17 protein-coding genes and 1 riboswitch are annotated in these 20,338 nt (G+C 67.8%); of the genes, 7 read left to right on the forward strand and 10 right to left on the reverse strand.

Translation table 11 applies throughout. The features are described 5' to 3' along the window. Positions 1 to 24: 24 nt before the first annotated feature. The 3 genes from AC5P9W_RS16710 to olsF form a co-directional block, all read right to left on the reverse strand. Positions 25 to 1,092, reverse strand: a complete 1,068-nt coding sequence (locus AC5P9W_RS16710; RefSeq protein WP_021203446.1) for a metal-dependent hydrolase — start codon at positions 1,090 to 1,092, stop codon at positions 25 to 27. A gap of 123 nt (positions 1,093 to 1,215) precedes the next feature. Continuing rightward, positions 1,216 to 2,016, reverse strand: a complete 801-nt coding sequence (locus AC5P9W_RS16715; protein WP_111098005.1) for a UDP-2,3-diacylglucosamine diphosphatase — start codon at positions 2,014 to 2,016, stop codon at positions 1,216 to 1,218. Continuing rightward, a complete protein-coding gene (gene olsF, locus AC5P9W_RS16720) occupies positions 2,013 to 3,728 on the reverse strand; it encodes a bifunctional ornithine lipid synthase OlsF (protein ID WP_111098006.1) in 1,716 nt (571 codons plus the stop codon). The genes AC5P9W_RS16715 and olsF overlap by 4 nt, the downstream gene beginning before the upstream one ends. A 327-nt stretch (positions 3,729 to 4,055) precedes the next feature. Here olsF and metK point away from each other — a divergent pair, with 327 nt between their 5' ends. Continuing rightward, positions 4,056 to 5,267, forward strand: a complete 1,212-nt coding sequence (gene metK, locus AC5P9W_RS16725; protein ID WP_005408103.1) for a methionine adenosyltransferase — start codon at positions 4,056 to 4,058, stop codon at positions 5,265 to 5,267. 140 nt (positions 5,268 to 5,407) lie between these two features. Continuing rightward, positions 5,408 to 5,914, forward strand: coding sequence for an acyl-CoA thioesterase (locus AC5P9W_RS16730; protein WP_021203443.1), 507 nt, complete (start codon positions 5,408 to 5,410; stop codon positions 5,912 to 5,914). Between the two features lie 67 nt (positions 5,915 to 5,981). Here the strand turns inward: AC5P9W_RS16730 and ppc are convergent, their stop codons facing one another. Both ppc and AC5P9W_RS16740 read right to left on the reverse strand, forming a co-directional pair. Then, complete coding sequence (ppc, locus tag AC5P9W_RS16735) at positions 5,982 to 8,693, reverse strand: phosphoenolpyruvate carboxylase (RefSeq protein ID WP_021203442.1); 2,712 nt, start codon at positions 8,691 to 8,693, stop codon at positions 5,982 to 5,984. A 237-nt stretch (positions 8,694 to 8,930) separates the two neighbouring features. Then, a complete protein-coding gene (locus tag AC5P9W_RS16740; protein WP_495219364.1) occupies positions 8,931 to 11,447 on the reverse strand; it encodes a S9 family peptidase in 2,517 nt (838 codons plus the stop codon). A 120-nt stretch (positions 11,448 to 11,567) separates the two neighbouring features. Beyond that, positions 11,568 to 11,651, forward strand: a riboswitch (S-adenosyl-L-homocysteine riboswitch). A gap of 36 nt (positions 11,652 to 11,687) precedes the next feature. On the opposite strand from AC5P9W_RS16740, the gene ahcY reads away from it, so the two are divergent. The 3 genes from ahcY to AC5P9W_RS16755 all read left to right on the forward strand — a co-directional run bounded on the left by ahcY (position 11,688) and on the right by AC5P9W_RS16755 (position 14,249). Beyond that, complete coding sequence (gene ahcY, locus AC5P9W_RS16745; RefSeq protein WP_019661087.1) at positions 11,688 to 13,133, forward strand: adenosylhomocysteinase; 1,446 nt, start codon at positions 11,688 to 11,690, stop codon at positions 13,131 to 13,133. Positions 13,134 to 13,290: 157 nt separating this feature from the next. Further along, on the forward strand, positions 13,291 to 13,764 hold the full coding sequence (ybaK, locus tag AC5P9W_RS16750; protein WP_019338083.1) for a Cys-tRNA(Pro) deacylase: 474 nt from the start codon (positions 13,291 to 13,293) through the stop codon (positions 13,762 to 13,764). Then, the gene (locus tag AC5P9W_RS16755; RefSeq protein ID WP_111098009.1) at positions 13,764 to 14,249 is read left to right on the forward strand and encodes a hypothetical protein; all 486 of its coding nucleotides are present in this window, start codon (positions 13,764 to 13,766) and stop codon (positions 14,247 to 14,249) included. Before ybaK ends, AC5P9W_RS16755 begins: the two co-directional genes overlap by 1 nt. A 75-nt stretch (positions 14,250 to 14,324) precedes the next feature. On the opposite strand, the gene AC5P9W_RS16760 is transcribed toward AC5P9W_RS16755, so the two are convergent. Genes AC5P9W_RS16760 through AC5P9W_RS16775 form a run of 4 tightly spaced genes read right to left on the reverse strand, consistent with a single transcriptional unit; the run spans position 14,325 to position 17,665 of the window. Further along, a complete protein-coding gene (locus AC5P9W_RS16760) occupies positions 14,325 to 14,882 on the reverse strand; it encodes a DUF3228 family protein (protein ID WP_010481895.1) in 558 nt (185 codons plus the stop codon). Between the two features lie 51 nt (positions 14,883 to 14,933). Continuing rightward, the gene (locus AC5P9W_RS16765) at positions 14,934 to 15,665 is read right to left on the reverse strand and encodes a LytR/AlgR family response regulator transcription factor (protein WP_111098010.1); all 732 of its coding nucleotides are present in this window, start codon (positions 15,663 to 15,665) and stop codon (positions 14,934 to 14,936) included. Next, positions 15,662 to 16,708, reverse strand: a complete 1,047-nt coding sequence (locus tag AC5P9W_RS16770; protein ID WP_031270244.1) for a sensor histidine kinase — start codon at positions 16,706 to 16,708, stop codon at positions 15,662 to 15,664. The genes AC5P9W_RS16765 and AC5P9W_RS16770 overlap by 4 nt, the downstream gene beginning before the upstream one ends. Positions 16,709 to 16,732: 24 nt before the next feature. After that, entirely contained in the window at positions 16,733 to 17,665 is a 933-nt protein-coding gene (locus tag AC5P9W_RS16775) for an alpha/beta fold hydrolase (protein WP_021203437.1), read from the reverse strand. 203 nt (positions 17,666 to 17,868) lie between these two features. On the opposite strand from AC5P9W_RS16775, the gene metF reads away from it, so the two are divergent. Continuing rightward, complete coding sequence (gene metF, locus AC5P9W_RS16780; RefSeq protein WP_495219365.1) at positions 17,869 to 18,696, forward strand: methylenetetrahydrofolate reductase [NAD(P)H]; 828 nt, start codon at positions 17,869 to 17,871, stop codon at positions 18,694 to 18,696. Positions 18,697 to 18,736: 40 nt separating this feature from the next. Beyond that, positions 18,737 to 19,321 carry a DUF4124 domain-containing protein gene (locus AC5P9W_RS16785; RefSeq protein ID WP_457894923.1) on the forward strand — a complete coding sequence of 195 codons (585 nt, stop codon included), beginning with the start codon at positions 18,737 to 18,739 and terminating at the stop codon, positions 19,319 to 19,321. 44 nt (positions 19,322 to 19,365) lie between these two features. Here the strand turns inward: AC5P9W_RS16785 and AC5P9W_RS16790 are convergent, their stop codons facing one another. Further along, positions 19,366 to 20,322: a Nudix family hydrolase gene (locus AC5P9W_RS16790; RefSeq protein WP_111102183.1), complete on the reverse strand. Its 957-nt coding sequence runs from the start codon at positions 20,320 to 20,322 to the stop codon at positions 19,366 to 19,368. Positions 20,323 to 20,338: the final 16 nt, after the last annotated feature.

Raw genomic sequence — 20,338 nt, forward strand, 5'->3', positions numbered from 1 at the left:
CCACGCCATGCGTGGATCCACTGATCAATGCACGGCGGTGTGGTCGGCCGCGCCCGGCGCCGCCGCCGGCTCCTGCCAGATCCGCTGCCACATCGCCGCCAGGCGGCGACCGGCGTCGGCACGCGCGGCGGGACTGCTGTAGTCCACGCGCACCTGCTCGGGAACGATCGCCCGCCACTGCCCGTCGGCCTGCTCGGCCACGACGAAATTGAAGGTGTAGTCCGGCTCCAGCCCCATGCGCAGGTCGCTCAGCACCAGCCGGCCGTCCACGACCTGCGCACGCATGAAGCCACGGTTGAACCACTGCAGGCGCCGCACTGCCGGAATGCCCCCCGCTTCGCGCAAGGCCTGCACGTTGGACGCATGGCCTTCGAACCGCATCGGCCCGTGGTCGGCCACCAGCGAGCGATCACCCACCACGTAGCCGTTGGGCGTCATCGCCACCACCCGCCACAGCAGGGTGTTGAACGGCATCGGCACCGAGAAGCGCGGCGCATCGCCCAGGCCCATCGCGGACAGGCTCTGCTGCGCGGCACGGTCGACCAGTGCCTTGGCGATCAGGCCCCAGCCCAGGTAGCCACTGCTGATCAGCAGCGCCACGCCCAGCACCTTGCCCACCCAGGACCGGGCGCGACCGAACCAGGCCAGCACGCAGCCCAGCAGCAGCCATACCGTGTAGCCAGGATCGATGATGAAGACACTGGAACCCATGGTCGGATGTGGCCGCAACGGCCACCACAGCTGGGTACCGTAGACGGTGAACGCATCCAACAGCGGATGGGTGACCAGCGCCAGCTGGATCGCCCAGAACCAGCGCAGCGGTGACTGCGCGACGCGGCCGTTGCCGAAGCGCTTGAACAGCCACCAGATCAATGCGGCCACCCAGGGCAGCACCAGCAGCGAATGACTGAAACTGCGGTGCTCGATCATGTTCGCCACCGGATCGGCTGCGGTGAAACCGAGCCACAGGGCGTCGAGGTCCGGCAGGGTGCCAAGCGCGGCACCGGCCAGCAGGGCCGCGCGGCGGTGGCCAGGCGGGGCGATGGCAGCAGCGACGGCGCCACCGAGCACGATCTGGGTCAGGGAGTCCATGGGCCGATGCTAGCGGCTTGCGGGCGGTGCATGTAGAGCCGAGCCCATGCTCGGCTGCTCTTCATTGCGTGTAACGGCAGCCGCGCATGGGCTCGGCTCTACAAGGGTACAGACGCGGGCGGGTTACGCCGCCTGCGACATGCGTGCGCCCGGCAGCTCCGCCAGCGTCTGGCCGTTGTGGTCCAGCAGGCGCAGCGCGCCATCATGGTCTTCGGCCAGCGCGGTCAGGCTTTCCACCCAGTCGCCGTCGTTCGCGTAGACCAGGCCATCGCGTTCAATCAACGCAGCTCGGTGGATGTGGCCACAGACGATGCCATCCAGCCCGCGACGGCGGACATCGTCCAGCCCGGCCTGCACGAAGCGCTCGATGTAGCGTTCGGCGGCGCCGCTGCGCTTCTTCAGGAACTCCGACAGCGACCAGTAGCGCATGCCCAGCCGGCGCCGCACTGCATTCAGGGCCTGGTTGCCGGTGAGGATGCGGTAGTACAGCCAGTCGCCGAATTTCTCCTGCAGGCCACCGAAGTGGGTCACGCCGTCGTACTCGTCGCCGTGTGCGACCAGCAACCTGCGGCCATCGGCGGTCACGTGGATGGCACGGCGGCGCACCTGCATGGCCGGCAACATCACCCCGCATATGTGGCGCAGCGATGCGTCGTGGTTGCCGGGAATGTAGATGATCTCGGTCCCTGCGCGGCGCAGGGCGTGCAGGGCCTGGATGACTTCACTGTGCGACTGCCGCCAGTTGGCGCGGCGATGTGCCATCCACCACAGGTCGATGATGTCGCCCACCAGATACAGCCGTTCGCAGCGCAGCTGCGAGAGGAACCGCGCCAGCTCGGGGGCATGGCAATGACGTGAACCCAGGTGCACGTCGGAGACGAACACTGCGCGCCGGTGCGGCGACAGGTTCGCCAGCGTGCTCATGCCGGCGTCCCCGCGTCGCGCAGGTAGCGTTTGCGCTTGTTCGGCCGGATCGCACACAGGTCCACTTCGATCAGGCCGTCGATCGAATCGCTGAAGTCCGGGTCGACACCGAAGGCGAGGAAGCGGGCACCACCGGGTTCACACAGATCGGTGTACTGGCGGTACAGCGTGGGTACGCCGGTACCGAGCGCAGCCAGGTTGGCCTTGAGCACCTCGAACGCGGCGCCTGCATCCAGCTCACCGAAACTGGGCGGTGCGGCGAAGTACTGGAACGGGCGGTTCGATTCGGCCATGCCAGCGGTACCGCTGTAATAGCGCTGGTAGTACGCCACCAGCTGCTCGCGCGCTTCACGCGGTAGCGCCGCGCTGATCGACACGGCGCCGAACAGGTAGCGGATGCCCGGCCGGCACTGCAGGTAGGCGCCGATGCCCTGCCACAGATAGTCCAGGCTGCGGCTGCCCCAGTAGTCGGGCACCACGAAGCTGCGGCCCAGTTCCAGGCCCTCGGCGATGTGGGTGATGGCATCGTCGGAATAGCGGAACAGCGACGCGCTGTAGAGCCCGGACAGGCCGTGCCGGGCCAGTGCGTGGGCGCCGCGCATGATCCGGTACGCGCCGGCGATGCGCTGCGCGGCGGCGTCCCAGATCACGATGTGCTCGTACTGCGGGTCGTAGTTGTCGAGGTCACGGCTGCGCCCGGTGCCCTCGCCCACCTGGCGGAAGGTCAGTTCGCGCAGGCGGCCCAGCTCCAGCAGCAGCGGCGAATCGGCAGTACAGGCGGCCAGCAGAATCTGCTTGCCATCGGCGGTCTGGCCCAGCTGGGTCGCTGCGGCAATCCCTGCGGCAACCTGCGAAGGGGGCACCGGGGCGGCCAGCGGCTCAGGGCCTGCGCAGGCAGCGGCATTGCCGGCCGCGCCATTGCGGCCCAGCGCATACAGCGCGCGACGTACCGCCAGCAGCTGTGCGCCCGGGTCACCGCCATCGCCCAGCCGCATCGGCTCGCCGATGCTCAGCCGCAGCGGGCGGCCACGACGGGTGAACATCTCGCGTGCCAGCAGGGCGGTGCCGGCCGGCTTGAACAGGGTTGATGCGCCGTAGAACAGCGCCGAGTTGCGCGCTTCCACCCGCACTGGCAGCACCGGCGCCCCGGCGGCGCGGGCAAAGCGCACGAACCCGCGCTGCCAGCGACCATCGCGGATGCCTCGCAGCGAGAGGCGCGAGACCTCGCCGGCCGGGAACACGATCACGCACTGCTCGGCGGCCAGCGCCTCCTCCACCGCGTGCAGACTGCCGCGCTGGGCCTTGCCGCCAAGGATGCGCACCGGCAACAGCAGATCCTGCAGTGGCGCGATAGCCCCCAACAGATCGTTCGCCACGATCCGCACGTCACGGCGGATGCGGCCGACCGCGTCCAGCAGCGCCAGCGCGTCCAGCGCCCCGGACGGATGATTGGCAACAATCAGCAGGCGGCCGGTGGCCGGGATCTTCGCCAGCGCGGCCGGATCCACCTGGTACTGGCCATCGACGAATTCCAGGGCGGCGGCGACGAAGCCGAATCCGCGCAACCCTGCACTGCGCTTCAGGAAGGCCTCGATCTGGTCCAACCGCGACCAGCGACCGACGCTGCGCAGCAGCGGCCGTGCCAGCTGGCCACGACGGCCATGGAACCAATCGGGGAAGCGTTGCTGGAGACGCTGTTTGAGTTCCTGCATGGCGGATCCACTCATGCCCGGCGGCCGGATTGGCCGACAGCCTGCGCCCGGCAGGCGGCAACCAGATGGCGGTTTCGGGGCAGAACGATGACGGCCGGCCCGGCAGGGTCGCGGCCTGCGTGGTCCGGGGTTGGACAGCCCCGTCCGTCGTCACGCTGGTGGAACACTGGGCCTCGAGGCCGGGCCCCAATCCCGTCACGACGGCCCCTGCCAGGCCTACGCGGGCTTAACCACCGGCAACCGGTACCGGTTCACAATGCACAGGCGGCGCACCCCGTGTATCATGCGCGCCCATCTTTCCATCCGAATCAAGGGATATTACGCCTGATGTCCAGCTATCTCTTCACCTCCGAGTCGGTCTCTGAAGGCCATCCGGACAAGGTTGCCGACCAGATCTCCGATGCGGTGCTGGACGCGATCCTGACCCAGGACCAGCGTGCCCGCGTGGCCTGCGAGACCATGGTCAAGACCGGCGTTGCCATCGTGGCCGGTGAAATCACCACCAGCGCCTGGATCGACCTGGAAGCGCTGACCCGCAAGGTCATCACGGACATCGGCTACGACAGCTCCGACGTCGGCTTCGACGGCGCCACCTGCGGCGTGCTGAACCTGATCGGCAAGCAGTCGCCGCACATCGCCCAGGGCGTGGACCGCAAGAAGCCGGAAGAAATGGGCGCTGGCGACCAGGGCCTGATGTTCGGCTATGCCACCAACGAGACCGACAGCTACATGCCGGCCGCGATCCACCTGTCGCACCGCCTGGTCGAGCAGCAGGCCAAGATCCGCAAGAAGAAGAACTCGCCGCTGTCGTGGCTGCGCCCGGACGCCAAGAGCCAGGTCACCCTGCGCTATGAAAACGGCGTGGTCTCGGCCATCGACGCCGTGGTCCTGTCGACCCAGCACGCCCCGGGCATCAAGCAGAAGGACCTCATCGAGGCCGTCCGCGAAGAAATCATCAAGCCGGTGCTGCCGGCCAAGTGGCTGCACAAGGGCACCAAGTTCCACATCAACCCGACCGGCAAGTTCGAGATCGGCGGCCCGGTGGGCGACTGTGGCCTGACCGGCCGCAAGATCATCGTCGACACCTACGGCGGCTGGGCCCGTCACGGTGGTGGCGCGTTCTCCGGCAAGGACCCGTCCAAGGTCGACCGTTCGGCTGCCTACGCGGCCCGCTACGTCGCCAAGAACGTGGTTGCTGCCGGCCTGGCCGACCGCTGCGAAGTGCAGGTCTCCTACGCCATCGGCGTGGCCGAGCCGACCTCGATCTCGGTCACCACCTTCGGCACCGGCAAGATCAGCGATGACAAGATCGAGAAGCTGATCCGCAAGCACTTCGACCTGCGCCCGTACGGCATCATCAAGATGCTGGACCTGATCCACCCGATGTACCAGCAGACTGCGGCCTACGGCCACTTCGGCCGCAAGCCGAAGGAGTTCAGCTACCTCAACGGCGAAGGCGAGACCGTCAACGCCACGGCCTTCTCCTGGGAGAAGACCGACCGCGCCGCCGCCCTGCGCGCCGATGCGAAGCTGAAGTAAGAAACACGAAGGGCCGCTCACGCGGCCCTTCTGCTTTCTGTAGAGCCGAGCCCATGCTCGGCTTTCTTTTTCTTGCGACAAGAGCAGCCGAGCATGGGCTCGGCTCTACAAGAGCTACGCCACGCCGATACAATCGGCCCATGTCGACCGAACTGAAAACCCACCAGCTGTCCATGACCGTGCTGATGTCGCCGGACATGGCCAATTTCTCCGGCAAGGTCCACGGTGGCGCCATCCTGAGGCTGCTCGACCAGGTCGCCTATGCCTGTGCCAGCCGCTACGCCGGCAGCTATGTGGTCACCCTGTCGGTGGACCAGGTGATGTTCCGCCAGCCCATCGCGGTGGGCGAGCTGGTCACCTTCCTGGCCTCGGTGAACCATACCGGCACCTCGTCGATGGAGATCGGCATCAAGGTGGTGGCCGAAGACATCCTCAAGCGCAGCGTGCGCCACGCCAACAGCTGTTTCTTCACGATGGTGGCCGTGGATGAGGAAGGCCGGCCGACGCCGGTGCCAACATTGCGGCCGGTCACCTCGGACGAGAAGCGCCGCCAGGCCGCAGCGCTGATCCGCCGCCAGCTGCGCCAGGAAATGGAACAGCGCCACCTGGAACTGCTGGCATCGAATCCTCCGTCGCCGGAGGAGTGAGGGCGTGCGGGGCACGCCCCGCACCCACCGAGGCAGGTAGCGCCGGGCCATGCCCGGCGGATACGCATCAACCCGTGTTCTGCACCCCCTGCGAAACACCGTTCACGCACGCCACCAGCGCGCGCAGCAGCTCGTCATCCTCGCGCCCGCTGGCCCGCCAGCGCTGCAGCAGATCCACCTGCAGCACGCTGATCGGATCGACGTAGGGATTGCGCAGGCGGATCGACAGCGCCAGCCGCGCATCATGGTCCAGCAGCGTCTTCTGGTCCATCAGCGCCAGCAGCCAGTGCCGGGTAAGTTCCAGTTCGCGCTGTACCTGCGGGAAGAAGCGCCCGTGCAGGTCGCCAGACAACAGCGAGAACTGCTCGGCGATGGTGATATCGCCCTTGGACAGCACCATCGCGATGTCGTCCAGGAAGGTGCGGAAGAACGGCCAGTCACGCGCCATTTCGCGCAGGGTCTCTTCATGGCCAGCGTCCACCGCCGCCTGCAGGCCGCTGCCCACGCCGTACCAGCCGGGAATGACGGCACGCGCCTGGCTCCAGGCAAACACCCAGGGAATCGCACGCAGGTTGCCCAGTGCCGCATCCTGGCCGAGCCGGCGCGAAGGACGCGAGCCCAGCGTCATCCGCTCGATCACGTCGATGGGTGTGGCGGTACGGAAGTAGTCCATGAAGCAGGCCTGGCCAACAAAGGCGCGATACACCTCGCTGCTGGCCGATGACACCGCGTCCATCACCGGCCGCCACGCATCCTCGCGCGGCTCGGCGGCACGCGGGCGCAGGCTGGCGCGCAGCACCGCACCGGCGGCCTGTTCCAGCGAGCGCAGGGCCAGCGCGCGGATGCCATATTTGCGATGGATCACTTCGCCCTGCTCGGTCACCCGCAGGCGGCCATCGATGCTGCCGCGCGGTGAAGCATCCACCGCGTGCGTGGTCTTCCCACCGCCACGGCTGATCGAGCCGCCACGGCCATGGAAGAAGGTCAGGCGGATGCCCGCCTCGGCCGCCACCTCCAGCAGTTCCACCTGCGCGCGCTGCAGGCCCCAGCGCGAGGCGGCGATGCCACCGTCCTTGCTGCTGTCCGAGTAGCCGAGCATCACCATCTGCACGTCGCCGCGCGCGCGCAGATGGGTGCGGTACACCGGGTCGTCCAGCAGGTCGCGCAGCGTGGCGGTGCCGCGCTTGAGGTCATCCACGGTTTCAAACAGCGGCGCGATGTCCAGCGGCACCGTGTCATCGGCGTCGACCAGGCCACCACGCCGCGCCAGCGCCAGTACCGCCAGCACGTCGCTGCGGTCGTGCGCCATCGAAATGATGTAACTGCCCAGTGCATCGCCGCCATGGCGTGCGCGTGCATCAGCCAGCGCGGCGAACACGGCGTCCAGGCGCCGGTTGCCTTCGTCGTCGCCCTTCGGCAACGGGGCCTCACCGCTGGCATGCGGGGCCAGCAGGCGCGCGCGGCCCAAGGCATCCAGACCCTCCCACGCTGCGTCGCCGCCCAGCACTGCGGCCAGCGCGCGCGCATGCACGCTCGATTCCTGGCGTACGTCCAGCCGTGCCAGATGGAAGCCGAAGGTCTTCACCCGCCACAGCAGACGCTGCACGGCAAAGCCGCCGGCATGTTCGCCGCGATTGGCACGCAGGCTGTCGAGGATCAGCTGCAGATCGTCGATCAGTTCGGCGGGGCCGGCGTAGGCGCCGCTGCCATCATCCAGCGTGGCCTGCAGGCGTGCGCGCATGCGGTCGTTGAGCAGGCGGTACGGCATGTCGGCATGGCGCGGGCGCGACTGCACCTGCGGCAGCAGCTGCTGGTACTGCGCCACGCGTGCCTGCAACGCATCACTCACGCCCACTCGCTCGGTAGACTGGCTGAGCAGGCTGGCCAGCTGCAGCAGTTCCTTCTGGTAGCGCCCCAGCACTGCCCGCCGCTGTGCATCCAGCGTGTTGCGGATGGTGGTGGCATCCACGTTCGGGTTGCCGTCCATGTCGCCGCCCACCCAGGTGCCGAAGCGCAGCAGGCGCGGCAGCGGCAGTTCTTCGCCGAAGGTATCGCGCAGCGCCTGCTGCAGCGATTCGTACAGCACCGGGATCACCCGGTACAGCACCTGTACCAGATAAAAGCCGACGTGCTCGCGCTCGTCGTCCACGGTGGGCCGCACCGGCGAGGAATCGGTGGTCTGCCACGAAGCGGTCAGCGCCATGCGGAAGCGCGCGGCATCGGCGGCCGCTTCCCCCGGCGTGCGCTGGCCATCAAGGTTGTCGACCAGGCTGGCCACCATCAGCTGCTCTTTCTCCAGCAGCGCGCGGCGCACCGCTTCGGTCGGGTGCGCGGTAAACACCGGTTCGATGTCGATGCGCGGCAGCCATTGCGCCAGCTCGTCCAGCGTCACGCCCTGCGCCTTCAGGTGCTGCAGCGCATCCTGCAGGCCATCGGGCTGCGCCCCTGCGGTACCGGCACGCTGGTAGTCACGGCGGCGGCGGATGCGATGCACGCGCTCGGCGATGTTGACCACCTGGAAATAGGTGCTGAACGCCCGCACCATGGTCTCGGCCTGCTGCGGCGTGCGCCCGGCCAGCCCTTCGGCCAGCTCGGACAACGCCGCCTGGTTCTCGCGGCGGGCGATGGCGCGGGTGCGCACGTCCTCGACATCGTCGAGAAACGCGGCGGAGACCTGTTCAACCAGCAGGTCGCCGACCAGCGCGCCGAGCCGGCGCACGTCATCGCGAAGCGGAAGATCTGGAGAAGCAAACTCGATGCTGCTGCGGTACTCGTTCATCGGCGACGCACAGGCCTCGGTCAACGGATCCAGGTCCCAAGCCTAAACCAGAACGGGCAGCGTGCTGCGATGCAAAAATGGTTTCATCTGCACGTATCCATGGCGGACGCAGCCGAGCATGGGCTCGGCTCTACAAGCGTCATGGCGCGTGACACCGTGTAGCGCCCGAGCCCATGCTCGGGCGGCGGCGCAGCCGCACAGGCGGCCGCTGTTGCAGCGGCCACCCTCATGCACGTATCAGCGCTTCTTCTTCGCCTTGCCCTGCTCGGCCGGGCCAATGGTCTGCTCCAGCCAGCGCTCGCTCTCGGCCAGCATGGTCATGATCGATTCGCGTGCGCGGTAGGCATGCGATTCGTTCGGCAGCATCACCAGCCGCGCGGTGCCACCCAGGCCCTTCACCGCGGCGAACATGCGCTCGCTCTGGATCGGGAACGTGCCGGAGTTGTTGTCGTCCACGCCGTGGATGAAGAGGATCGGATCCTTGATCTTGTCGGCGTAGTTGAACGGCGCCATCTTCTGGTAGACGTCCTGCGCCTGCCAGTAGTTGCGTTCCTCGGCCTGGAAACCGAACGGGGTGAGCGTGCGGTTGTAGGCACCGCTGCGCGCGATGCCGGCCTTGAACAGGCGGGTGTGCGCCAGCAGGTTGGCGGTCATGAACGCACCGTAGGAATGGCCACCGATGGCGATGTGCTCGCGATCGGTCACGCCACGATGCACCACTTCATCCACCGCTGCCTGCGCGTTGGCCACCAGCTGTTCGATGTAGGTGTCGTTCGGCTCCTTGTCGCCCTCACCGATGATCGGCATCGACGGGCTGGCCAGCACCACATAGCCCTTGGCCAGGAACGCCTGCGGGCCCCAGTAGCTGACCGCGTTGAAGCGGTACGGCGAATCGGTCACCTGGCTGGCCGCAGCCGCGCTCTTGAACTCACCCGGGTAGGCCCACATCAGCAGCGGCCGCGGGCCGTCCCGCTTGGGGTCGTAGCCCGGCGGCAGCAGCAGGGTCGCGGTCAGGTCGACCCCATCCTTGCGCTTGTAGCGGATCTGCTCCTTCTGCACGCCCTTCAACTGCGGCAGCGGGTGCGCGAAACGTGTCAGCGCGCGCGGTGCAGCACCGGCATCGGCCAGCGACTGCACGTAGAAGTTGGCCGGCTCATCCGGGCTCTCGCGGCTCAGCAGCAGCGAGCTGGCCTGGTCGTCCAGCAACGCCACCGGCAGCGAATAGCTCGGCGCCTGCGAGTGGAACAGGCGCGTTGCCTTGCCCGTGGCGATGTCGAAGCGGTCCACGAACGGACGGTCGCCTTCCGGCGAAGCACCGGCACCGGCCAGGTACAGGCTGCTGCCATCGGGGCTGGTCTGCAGCAGCGAACGACCCCGCTCGTCACTGGCCAGCAGCGGCCGGCCCGGATCGGCATAGCGGTCCTGCGCGTCACGATCCCACAGCAGGCGCGGCTCGGCACCGGCGTTGTCCGGGGCGATCAGCCAGGTCTTGGTCCTGCGGGTCTTCCACCACGATTCGGTCAGCAGGGCCAGGTCACCGCGGCCCCAGCTGATGCCGGCCAGGCGGCTGCCAAGCTGGGCCAGGGTGACCGGCGGTTTGTCGAACGGCGCGGCCTGCATCAGCACCGCATCGCGCACCTTGGCGTCCCTGTTCGGGTCGCCGCCGTCCTGCGCTTCGGCCCAGACCAGGGTGGCGTCGGCATCACCGCGCCAGCTGATGTCGCGCACGCCGGTCACTTCGGCATCGTTGCCGGTCGGCAGCCCTTCCACCAGCGGGCGAACGGCGACGGTGTGCACCAGCTTGCCGCTGGCACGGTCGATCACTTCAATGCGGCGCGGGAAACTGCTCACCGGCACCACGTAGGAGTACGGGCGCTGCACCGGCTGGCGCAGCACGAAGCGGCCATCCGGCGACACCGAGAAGCCCATGAAGATGCCGGCCGCGCCGATCGCGCGGGTGCTGCCATCCAGGCCGACTTCCATTGGCTGGGTAGTGGCGTAGTAGTCGAACTGGCGTGCGTCGGCCTCGTTCTTCAGCAGGTCCTGGTAGGTACGGATCGACACCACGCCGCCGCCCTGGCTGGTCTGCTGCACGGCCGGGCCGGTCGGAATGCCATCGGCGGGCGGGGCCGCACCGAGGTTGGCCGGGCGGGTGAACACCACCAGGCCGCGGCTGTCCGGCAGCCACTGGTAGCCGCTGCCGATCACCGTGTTCAGGCCGGCAACCAGGCGGCGGGCACTGCCGCCGGCCACGTCCACCAGCCACAGTTCATTGGCGCCACTGGCAGCGTCGACCTGGTTGAAGGCAAGCCACTTCTGGTCCGGCGACCACATCACACTGGCGATCGACAGCTTGGCCGGCAGGCCGCTGATCTGCCGCTCCTTGCCGTCGGCCACGTTCATCAGCCACAGCTTCTCGCCGAAGCTGAAGCGGCTGTCGGAGAACGTGCGCGGGTTGATGCGCAGGCCAGCCAGCTTCAGTTCCGGCTGCGCCACCACCTGGATCGAAGGCAGCGACGGCATCTGCATCATCGCGGCCACGTCGCGTCGCGGCGACAGGTACAACGAGGGTGCACGCGGCGCGTCCACCACCGCCTGCAGCGCGGCCGACGGCAGTTCGTAGCCGTTGACGCCCTGGGCCTGTGTGGCCACCGGCTGCGGCGCTGCGGCCCAAGCCAGCGGGGCCACCGCCAGCAGTCCCATCGACAGGACCAGGCCGGTCCAGCGCCGTGTACGGCGCGCGTGCATGCTCATCGTTCCACCTGTGTGATGCGTGAAAACACCGACCTTAACAGGCCGTGCACGCGGCCCCATCTGCCGATGGTTGGGTCATCCGGATGTCACGCCGGGGCCGCGATATAATGGGGGTTCTCCCCTGCCGAGGGGCGCTGCGACCGGATCCCACGAGGCCCGGCCAGGCTCGGTAAGGTGGCTTTGTAACAACGGCGCCCGGCTAGATGCGAGCATCCGCTCGTCCACAACCGGAGCACACGAATGAACGCTGTTGCCAAGACCTTCTCCACCGAAGGTGACTACAAGATCCGCGATATCACGCTGGCCGACTGGGGCCGCAAGGAACTGGACATCGCCGAGCACGAAATGCCGGGCCTGATGTCGATCCGCCGCAAGTACCAGGCCGAGCTGCCGCTGAAGGGCGTGCGCGTGACCGGGTCGCTGCACATGACCATCCAGACCGCGGTGCTGATCGAGACCCTGAAGGACATCGGCGCCGACGTGCGCTGGGCCTCGTGCAACATCTTCTCGACCCAGGACCACGCGGCCGCCGCCATTGCCGCCACCGGCACCCCGGTGTTTGCCTGGAAGGGCGAGACTCTGGAAGAGTACTGGGACTGCACCCTGGACGCGCTGACCTTCACCCTGGCCGACGGCACCCTGACCGGCCCGGAGCTGGTGGTGGACGACGGCGGTGACGTGACCCTGCTGATCCACAAGGGCTACGAACTGGAAAACGGCAGCGACTGGGTCAACACCGCCTCTGCCTCGCACGAAGAACAGGTCATCAAGAACCTGCTCAAGCGCGTGGCCAAGGAGCGCCCCGGTTACTGGGGCCGCGTGGTCAAGGACTGGAAGGGTGTCTCCGAGGAGACCACCACCGGCGTGCACCGCCTGTACCAGCTGGCCCAGGCCGGCACCCTGCTGATCCCGGCGATCAACGTCAACGACTCGGTCACCAAGAGCAAGTTCGACAACCTGTACGGCTGCCGCGAGTCGCTGGCCGACGGCCTGAAGCGCGCGATGGACGTGATGCTGGCCGGCAAGGTGGCCGTGGTCTGCGGCTACGGCGACGTCGGCAAGGGCTGCGCGGCCTCGCTGCGTGCCTACGGTGCGCGCGTGATCGTCACCGAGATCGACCCGATCTGCGCCCTGCAGGCGGCGATGGAAGGCTATGAAGTCAACACCATCGAATCGACCCTGGGCCGTGCCGACCTGTACGTCACCACCACCGGCAACCGCGACATCATCCGCATCGAGCACCTGAGCGCGATGAAGGACCAGGCCATCGTCTGCAACATCGGCCACTTCGACAACGAGATCCAGGTCGACGCACTGGTGTCCTACCCGGGCATCAAGCACGTCAACATCAAGCCGCAGGTGGACAAGTACATCTTCCCGAACGGCAACGCGATCTTCCTGCTGGCCGAAGGCCGCCTGGTGAACCTGGGCTGCGCCACCGGCCACCCGAGCTTCGTGATGTCCAACAGCTTCGCCAACCAGACCCTGGCACAGATCGACCTGTGGGCGAACAAGGACAGCTACGAGAAGAAGGTGTACCTGCTGCCGAAGAAGCTGGACGAGGAAGTGGCGCGCCTGCACCTGGAAAAGATCGGCGTGAAGCTCACCACCCTGACCCAGGAACAGGCCGACTACATCGGCGTGCCGGTGGAAGGCCCGTTCAAGCCGGACCACTACCGCTACTGATGCCTTCAGGGTGCCGGACAGCGGCCGGCACTACCGGTGCATGCGACACGGACGGGCGCCTTCGGGCGCCCGTTCTGCGTTGGCGCGCCACCGCCGCGCATCCACCCGCAGTAGCCTCGGTCAAGGCAACGCGCCCAGCGCGCGCTACGATGCAGCCATGACCCCGGCCATCAACCTGCTCAAGCGCGAGAAGATCGCCCACACGGTGCGCAGCTACGTGCACGACGCCCACGCCGAATCGTACGGCGGCGAAGCCGTCGACAAGCTTGGCCTCGATCCGGCCCAGGTGTTCAAGACCCTGCTGGCCAGCACCGAGGCACACGAACTGCTGGTGGCGATCGTGCCGGTGGCCGGCCAGCTGGACCTGAAGGCTCTGGCCGAAGCGGCCGGCTGCAAGAAATGCGAGATGGCCGCCGCCGACGCCGCACAGCGCGCGACGGGTTACCTGGTCGGTGGCATCAGCCCGCTTGGGCAGAAGAAGCGCCTGCGCACCTTCCTGGATGCCAGCGCTCAGGCATTGCCCGCGCTGCATGTCAGCGCCGGTCGCCGCGGTCTGGAAGTGGAACTGGCGCCGGCTGACCTGCTGCGCCTCACCGCCGGCCACTACGCTGCCATCGGCAAGTCTCGCTGATGCGCTGGCCCTGGTCTGCAGCGCGGATACCCCGTCTCGACGATGCACAGGCCGATGTGCTGTTGCAGGACCTGCTGTCGCGCGACGCAACGCGCATCACCGATGCCGCACGTAGCGTCGCACGGCTGTTCAGTGCCTCATCGTTGGACGCGTTGGCCACACATGTCGACCTGATCGAACGCAGCTGCGAGGGCATCGCCCTGGGCGGCATGCTGATCAGCAACCAGGCACACCTCAAGGCGGGCCTGCAACGGCTACGCTACTGGCAGGCGCGTAAGGGATGCCTGTGTGCGCTCAACCCCGGCTACCCGTTCTTCGATCCGCGTCGCCTGATCGAACAAGGGCAGATGCAGCTGCTCTCGTTGCAGGAGGCCGAGGAGGGTTGGGGCGATTGCCACACCGTTGCCTGCACGCAATGCGGCCAGCATTGGCAGGCCATCGACCGCGAGTACCATTACCCGTGGTGGGAATGGAAAGCTGCCTGAAGGCCAAGCAGCCACGCATGGCGTGGCTCTACTGCGGCCCGCACATTCACGCGATGCGTGGATGGCAAATATTGCTCACGGCCGCCAGTTCGCGTTGTTCTCCCAGAACTCGACAGAACGCCGGTACGCCTCACGGTCCAGCGGCACGCCGGAGCCGCCCTCCTCCACGCCCAGCGCATTGCGCATCATCGTGATCGGCGCCATTGGCACCTCTTCCGGTTCGGCGGTGTAGATGCAGCCGACGATGCCCCAGTCGGCCTCGATCGGCGAACCTTCCCTGGCCAGCTGCTCGGCGCTGTACAGGATCACCACCAGGTAGTTCGCACGCGGCGATTCCACGCCCTCGAACCAACGCACCAGCACCGGCAATTCCTCGCGGTTGCGCGCTTCGTAACCACTGCGCAGCAGGTGGCGGTTGGCCTCGGTGACCGGCACCGTCAGGCAGCGCGTGCTGGTCCAGTTCTCGTAGACGAACAGCTTGCAGAACGGGGCGTAGCCGTCGAGCACCTTCAGCGGCGCCTGCGCATTGAGGTGTGCCTCGAACTGCTCGGCAGTGCAGTCCTGGATGGTGTTGCCGCGCGGCACGCGCGGGAACAGGCGGGGACGGGCGAAATCGGTGAGGACGATGGACATGGCGCAGGTGTGATCAGGAGTTCTGCTGCACAGGGTAACTGCTGGCAGCCCCTACAACGCCATCCGCTCGCGCAGTTCACGTGCCTGCCGCCGCGATACCTCCACCTCGCTGCCGTCGTCCAGCGTCAGGTCGTAGCCATCTGCAATGCTGGGCGTCACGCCACGAATGCGGCGCAGGTTGACCAGCGTGTTGCGGTTGGCGCGGAAGAACAACTCCGGCGGCAGGCGAGCTTCCAGCGCGCTCAGGCTGCGGGTCAGCAGGGCGTTCTGGTCGCGGAACCATAGCCGTGTGTAGTTGCCATCCACCAGCAGCAGACGGATCTCCGAGACCGCGACGAACCAGCAGCGTTCGCCCTCGCGCACGAACACCTGGTCCTGCGCGCCCAGCGTGCTGCGCGGCTCCGGCGTTTCGCCCGCCACCACCTCGCGCTGGCGCGCCCGCTGCAACGCTTCCAGCAAGCGCGGCGCCTCGACCGGCTTCACCAGATAGTCCAGCGCGTTGGCCTGGAAGGCGCGCACCGCATAGGTGTCGTAGGCGGTAACGAAGACCACCGCCGGCACCGTCTCCAGCCCATCCAGCACATCGAAGCCGCTGCCGGAGGGCATCTGCACATCCAGCAGCACCAGGTCCGGCGCCAGTGTGGCGATCGCCTCGCGTGCAGCGGGCACATCGTCGGCCTCGCCCACGCACTGCACCCATGGCAGCGCCGACAACAGCGTGCGCAGCTCCTGCCGCGCCAGCCGTGCATCATCAACGATCAACACACGCAGCACGCCACTCATTGCGGAATCTCCAGCAGGGCCTGCATGCGGTCGCCGACCGGCTGCAACATGAAACTCCCCTGCGTGCCAAGCTGCGCACGCAGGTAGGCAAGGCCGACGCCATGGCCATGGGTGGGCTCGTTGGCGCCGCCCAGCGGATTGTCCACCTGCAGGCGCAGTACGTCATTGTCCAGCGTGGCCCGGATCTCTATCCCGCCGCCGCCCGGGCGGCTGGCGATGCCATGCTTGATCGCGTTTTCCACCAGCAGCTGCAGCGCCATCGCCGGCAGCTGTGCCTGCAGGGCGTCGGCATCGATCTGCCGGTTCACCTGCAGGCGCTGTTCGAAGTGGACTGCCTCGATGGCCAGGTAGTCGTCCACGACCGCCAGTTCCTCCGCCAGCGTGACCTGCTCGCTGCGGTTGTGTGCCAGCGCCTGGCGCAGCGTGCGCGACAGGCGGGTGACCATGTCGCGCGCACGCTCAGGATCTTCCAGGATCAGCGCACGCAGGTTGTTCAGCGCATTGAACATGAAATGCGGGTTGAGCCGTGCACGCAGTGCATCGCGCTCCAGCGCGCTGCGCTCGGCCTCGGCACGCAGGCGCGCCAGGTCCGCACTGCGTATCCGGCGCAGGCTGTGCAGGCCTGCCCAGAGCGCTGCCCACAGGGCCAGCATCACCGCAGTGGTGTACCAGTAGAGCAGCAGCGCCTTGGGGCTGAAGTCGGCCGTCTTCCGCCCCAGGCTCACCCAGTTCCAGGCCAGCGCCGAGTGCAGCGCGATGTTCACCAGCAGCTGCGCCACTGCCGCGCCCAATGCCACCGACAGCGCCAGCCGCAGCAACAGCCCGGCCGTGCCGCGCGCCCACCAGTCGGCACGCAGCGCCAGCGCACGGATGGCACCGCTGCACCCGAACAGGGCCAACGCCAGGCCCAGCGTGATCAACACGCCTGCGCTTCCGGCATCGCTGAAATAGGCCTGGCGCAGGCCGATTCCGGCAACGCCATAGAGCGCCCACACCAGCGCATTGAGCAGCCAGAAGCGTACCGTCGAGGAGGAATCCGGCATGTCCATTCCGAGGCGTGTTGAAACTCAGTGGTGGTGGTCGAGGAAGGCCTGCACCTGACCGCGCAGCCAGCGCGGATCATCCCACATCAGGAAGTGGAACCCCTGCGCGCTCATCGCGATCTGCACGCCCTGCAGTTTCGCGTACTGCGCATGGAACACCGCGCGCGTGCTGTCCTCGGTGCCGCCCATCGGCTGGTAGCCGGCCCAGCTGCCCAGCACCAGCGTCGGTGCGGTGATCGAGGCGATGCTGTCACGCAGGTCGGTGGTCATCACCGCATGCATGGCGTCAGCGGTGGTCTGGCGGTCGCTGGCTTCGCCCCAGCGCCCCAGTTCGGCCTGCCGCTGCGGATCGCGTGTCATGCCCGGCAGGCCGGCTTTCAGCTGCGCCTGCCACTGCGCGGCATCGGCGGCGAGCATGCCCTTGCGCAGGTGGTCGGCCATCGGCCGCACGCTGTCTGCGGTGGCGTTCGGGTCACGCGCCGCCGGCAGGAACGGCAATGCATCGACCACCACCAGTGCGCTGACCGCCTTCGGCTCGGCCTGCGCCACCTGCAGCCCCAGCAGGCCGCCAAGACTGTGGCCGATCACCACCACCGGGCCCAGCTGTTGGTCGTGCAGGTAGGCCAGCAGCTGCCCGCGCATCGCCGTCAGGAATTCGGCCGGGCGCGGGTCGGCAGGCGCAGCGCCGGCAAAGCCCGGCAGCTGCACCAGATGGCACTGCACGTCCTTCAGCGCCAGGCAAGTCTCGCGCCAGACCTCGGCGCTGCTGTTCAGGCCGGGGATCATCAGCAGCGGACGGCCCTTGCCGACCACCTCGACCTGCACCTTGCCCGCACCCGGGGCGCCGACAGTGGCGGCATGCGCCGAGCCGGAACCGAGCACGGCCATCGCCATGCCGATCATCGCCAGCCGGGCCAGCGCCTTCATTGCGTACCAGAGTGCCAGGAAGATCTTCATCGTCTGCTCCTTCATCGGGTGGGTGCTGCCGGGATGGGAGCAGCGTGGGCCCGGCCGACGCATGCCGGTTGCGATTTCGGAGCAGCGGCCGGACGGCGGGGCGAACGGTCGCGGGTTGGGGACGGCTGGGCCTCACGCAATCCTCAAGCATCCATCTTGATGAAGAGATATACTGCTCCGCACCGACCGCCGCCATCCGCGCCATGACCGCCATCAGCTTCGAGTTCTATCCGCCCAAGACCGACGAACAGCGCAGCCAGCTGGACCGTGCCGCGGCCAAGCTGAAGGACTACGGCCCCGAATACGTGTCGTGTACCTTCGGCGCCGGTGGCTCGACCCTGAGCTACACCTCCGAGACCGTGCGCCACCTCAACCAGCACCATGGGTTCGATGCCGCGCCGCACCTGTCGTGCGTGGGCGGCACCCGCCAGGAGATCCGCGAGCTGCTCAAGCTGTACCGCGCCATCGGCTGCCGCCGCCTGGTCGCGCTGCGTGGCGACCTGCCCTCGGGCATGGGCTTTCCCGGCGACATGCGCTATGCCGCCGAACTGATCGCCTTCATCCGCGCCGAACACGGCGATGCGTTCCACATCGAAGTGGGCGCGTATCCGGAGACGCATCCGCAGGCCTCCGATTCACTGGCTGACCTGAGGCACTTCAAGGCCAAGATCGATGCCGGTGCCGATGCGGCCATCACCCAGTATTTCTTCAATCCGGACGCGTACTTCCATTTCGTCGATGAAGTGCGGCGGCTGGGCGTGCAGGTGCCGATCACGCCGGGCATCATGCCGATCGCCAACTTCAGCCAGCTGCGCCGCTTCTCCGAACAGTGTGGTGCGGAGATTCCGCGCTGGATCAGTCGCAAGATGCAGGCCTATGGCGATGATGCGGAGTCGGTGCGTGCATTCGGCACGGAAGTGGTGGCCCGGCTGTGCCAGCGCCTGATCGAAGGCGGCGCGCCCGGCCTGCACTTCTACACGCTGAACCTGGCCAAGCCGACCACCTCGGTGCTGAAGCTGCTCCAGGACTGAAAGCACGCCGCGCGAGCATGATCGGCGTTACCCTGCGGGCATGATCCGGCTTTCCTTCCTGCTGTTGCTGCTGCCGCTGTGCGTGCTGTCGAGCGTCGCCCACGCACAGTCCACGCGCCTGAACCGCTGTACGGATGCCCAGGGCCAGAGCGTGTATACCGACCGTCCCTGCGACAGCCTGGGTGCGCAGTCGCGGCTGCCGCCGCCTGCGCCCAGCGGCAACATCCTGCAGCGCGATACCCTGGGGGCACGCTGCCCGCGTCGGCTGAGTGAACTGGTGGACGCATTGCGCAACGGCATCGTCAGCAATGATGTGAACCGGCTGTCCTCGCTGTACCTGTGGGGCGCGGTCTCTGATGCGGGTGCGCAGCGCATCCTCGGCCAACTAGAATCGTTGGCGCGGCGGCCATTGGTGGACGTGGTGCCGGTGTATCCCTCGCAGGCGCTGCCGCAATCGCAGGATGAGGGCCAGAGCCCTGCTGCGCAGGGATCCGACTCTGTGGCCTCCGTGGCGCGGCATCCGATCGGCCTGCGCCTGGAACAGACCTTGCCCGGCAGCGTGTCGCGCGCTTCGACGGTGCTGGGGTTGCGGCGGCAGTACGGGTGTTTCTGGATCACGTTGTGATCGGGAGGGTCAGAGCCCCGCGTTGCGATGATCCGACCCTGACATCACGCCGGCCACAGCGCGCGAATGGCGGCGATGCCCTGCCCACCATGGCGACGCGCCTCACTGATGTGGCCACTGCCCATGCCACCCAGCGCGTAGATCGGCAGTGACACCTGCGCACGCAGCTCGGCGAAGGCATCCCAGCCCAGCGGCACGGCATCGGGATGGCTGGCCGTGGCCTGCACCGGACCCAGCACGGCGAAGTCGCAGCCCAACTGCTGTGCGGCCTGCAGCTGCTGCAGGTCATGGCAGGACGCGGCCACCAGCTGGCCTTCGGGCAGCGGACGCTGCGACAGCTCCAGCAGCTGTTCGCTGCCCAGATGCACGCCCACGCCCAGTGCGCGTGCCAGCTCGATATCGCGGTTGAGCAGCCACTGCACGCCGCTGCGGCGATGCGCACGCACGACCTGCTCGACCATCGCCTGCCGCTGCGGATGGGCCGTCGGCAACCGCAGTTGGATGCGCTGCTGGCCCGCAGCCACCACGCGCTGCAGCTGTTCATGCCAATGCCGCACGCCGCCCTCATCATCGGCCGGCGGCGGGGTGATCAGGTAGCTGTCGGGCTGGCGCAGGGCGGCCACCACCGGCAGGTCTGCCGGCGGCATTGAATAGCGGCCCAGCTTGTCGGGCGCCACCCAGGTGATCGCCTGGCCCTCCCGCCCACGCGGTGTCCCCTTCCAGCTGCGCACGTGGCGCACCTCCAGGGTCAGGTGCTTGTCCGGATAGCGCTGCGGCACATCCATCAGCCACTCGCCGACATCGGCCTCGATGCCCAGTTCCTCGCGCAGCTCGCGCACCAGCGCCTGTTCGGAGGTCTCGCCGGATTCGCGTTTGCCGCCGGGAAACTCCCACAGGCCGGCCATGTCGCGGTTCTCGGTACGGCGGTTGAGCAGCACGCGGCCACGGGCGTCGGTGATGACGGCGGCCACAACGTGGATCGATCGGGTGGGGGAAGGCATGGGGGGAAGCATGCCC

It is taken from the genome of Stenotrophomonas sp. YJH_SMC_33 (assembly GCF_059372295.1).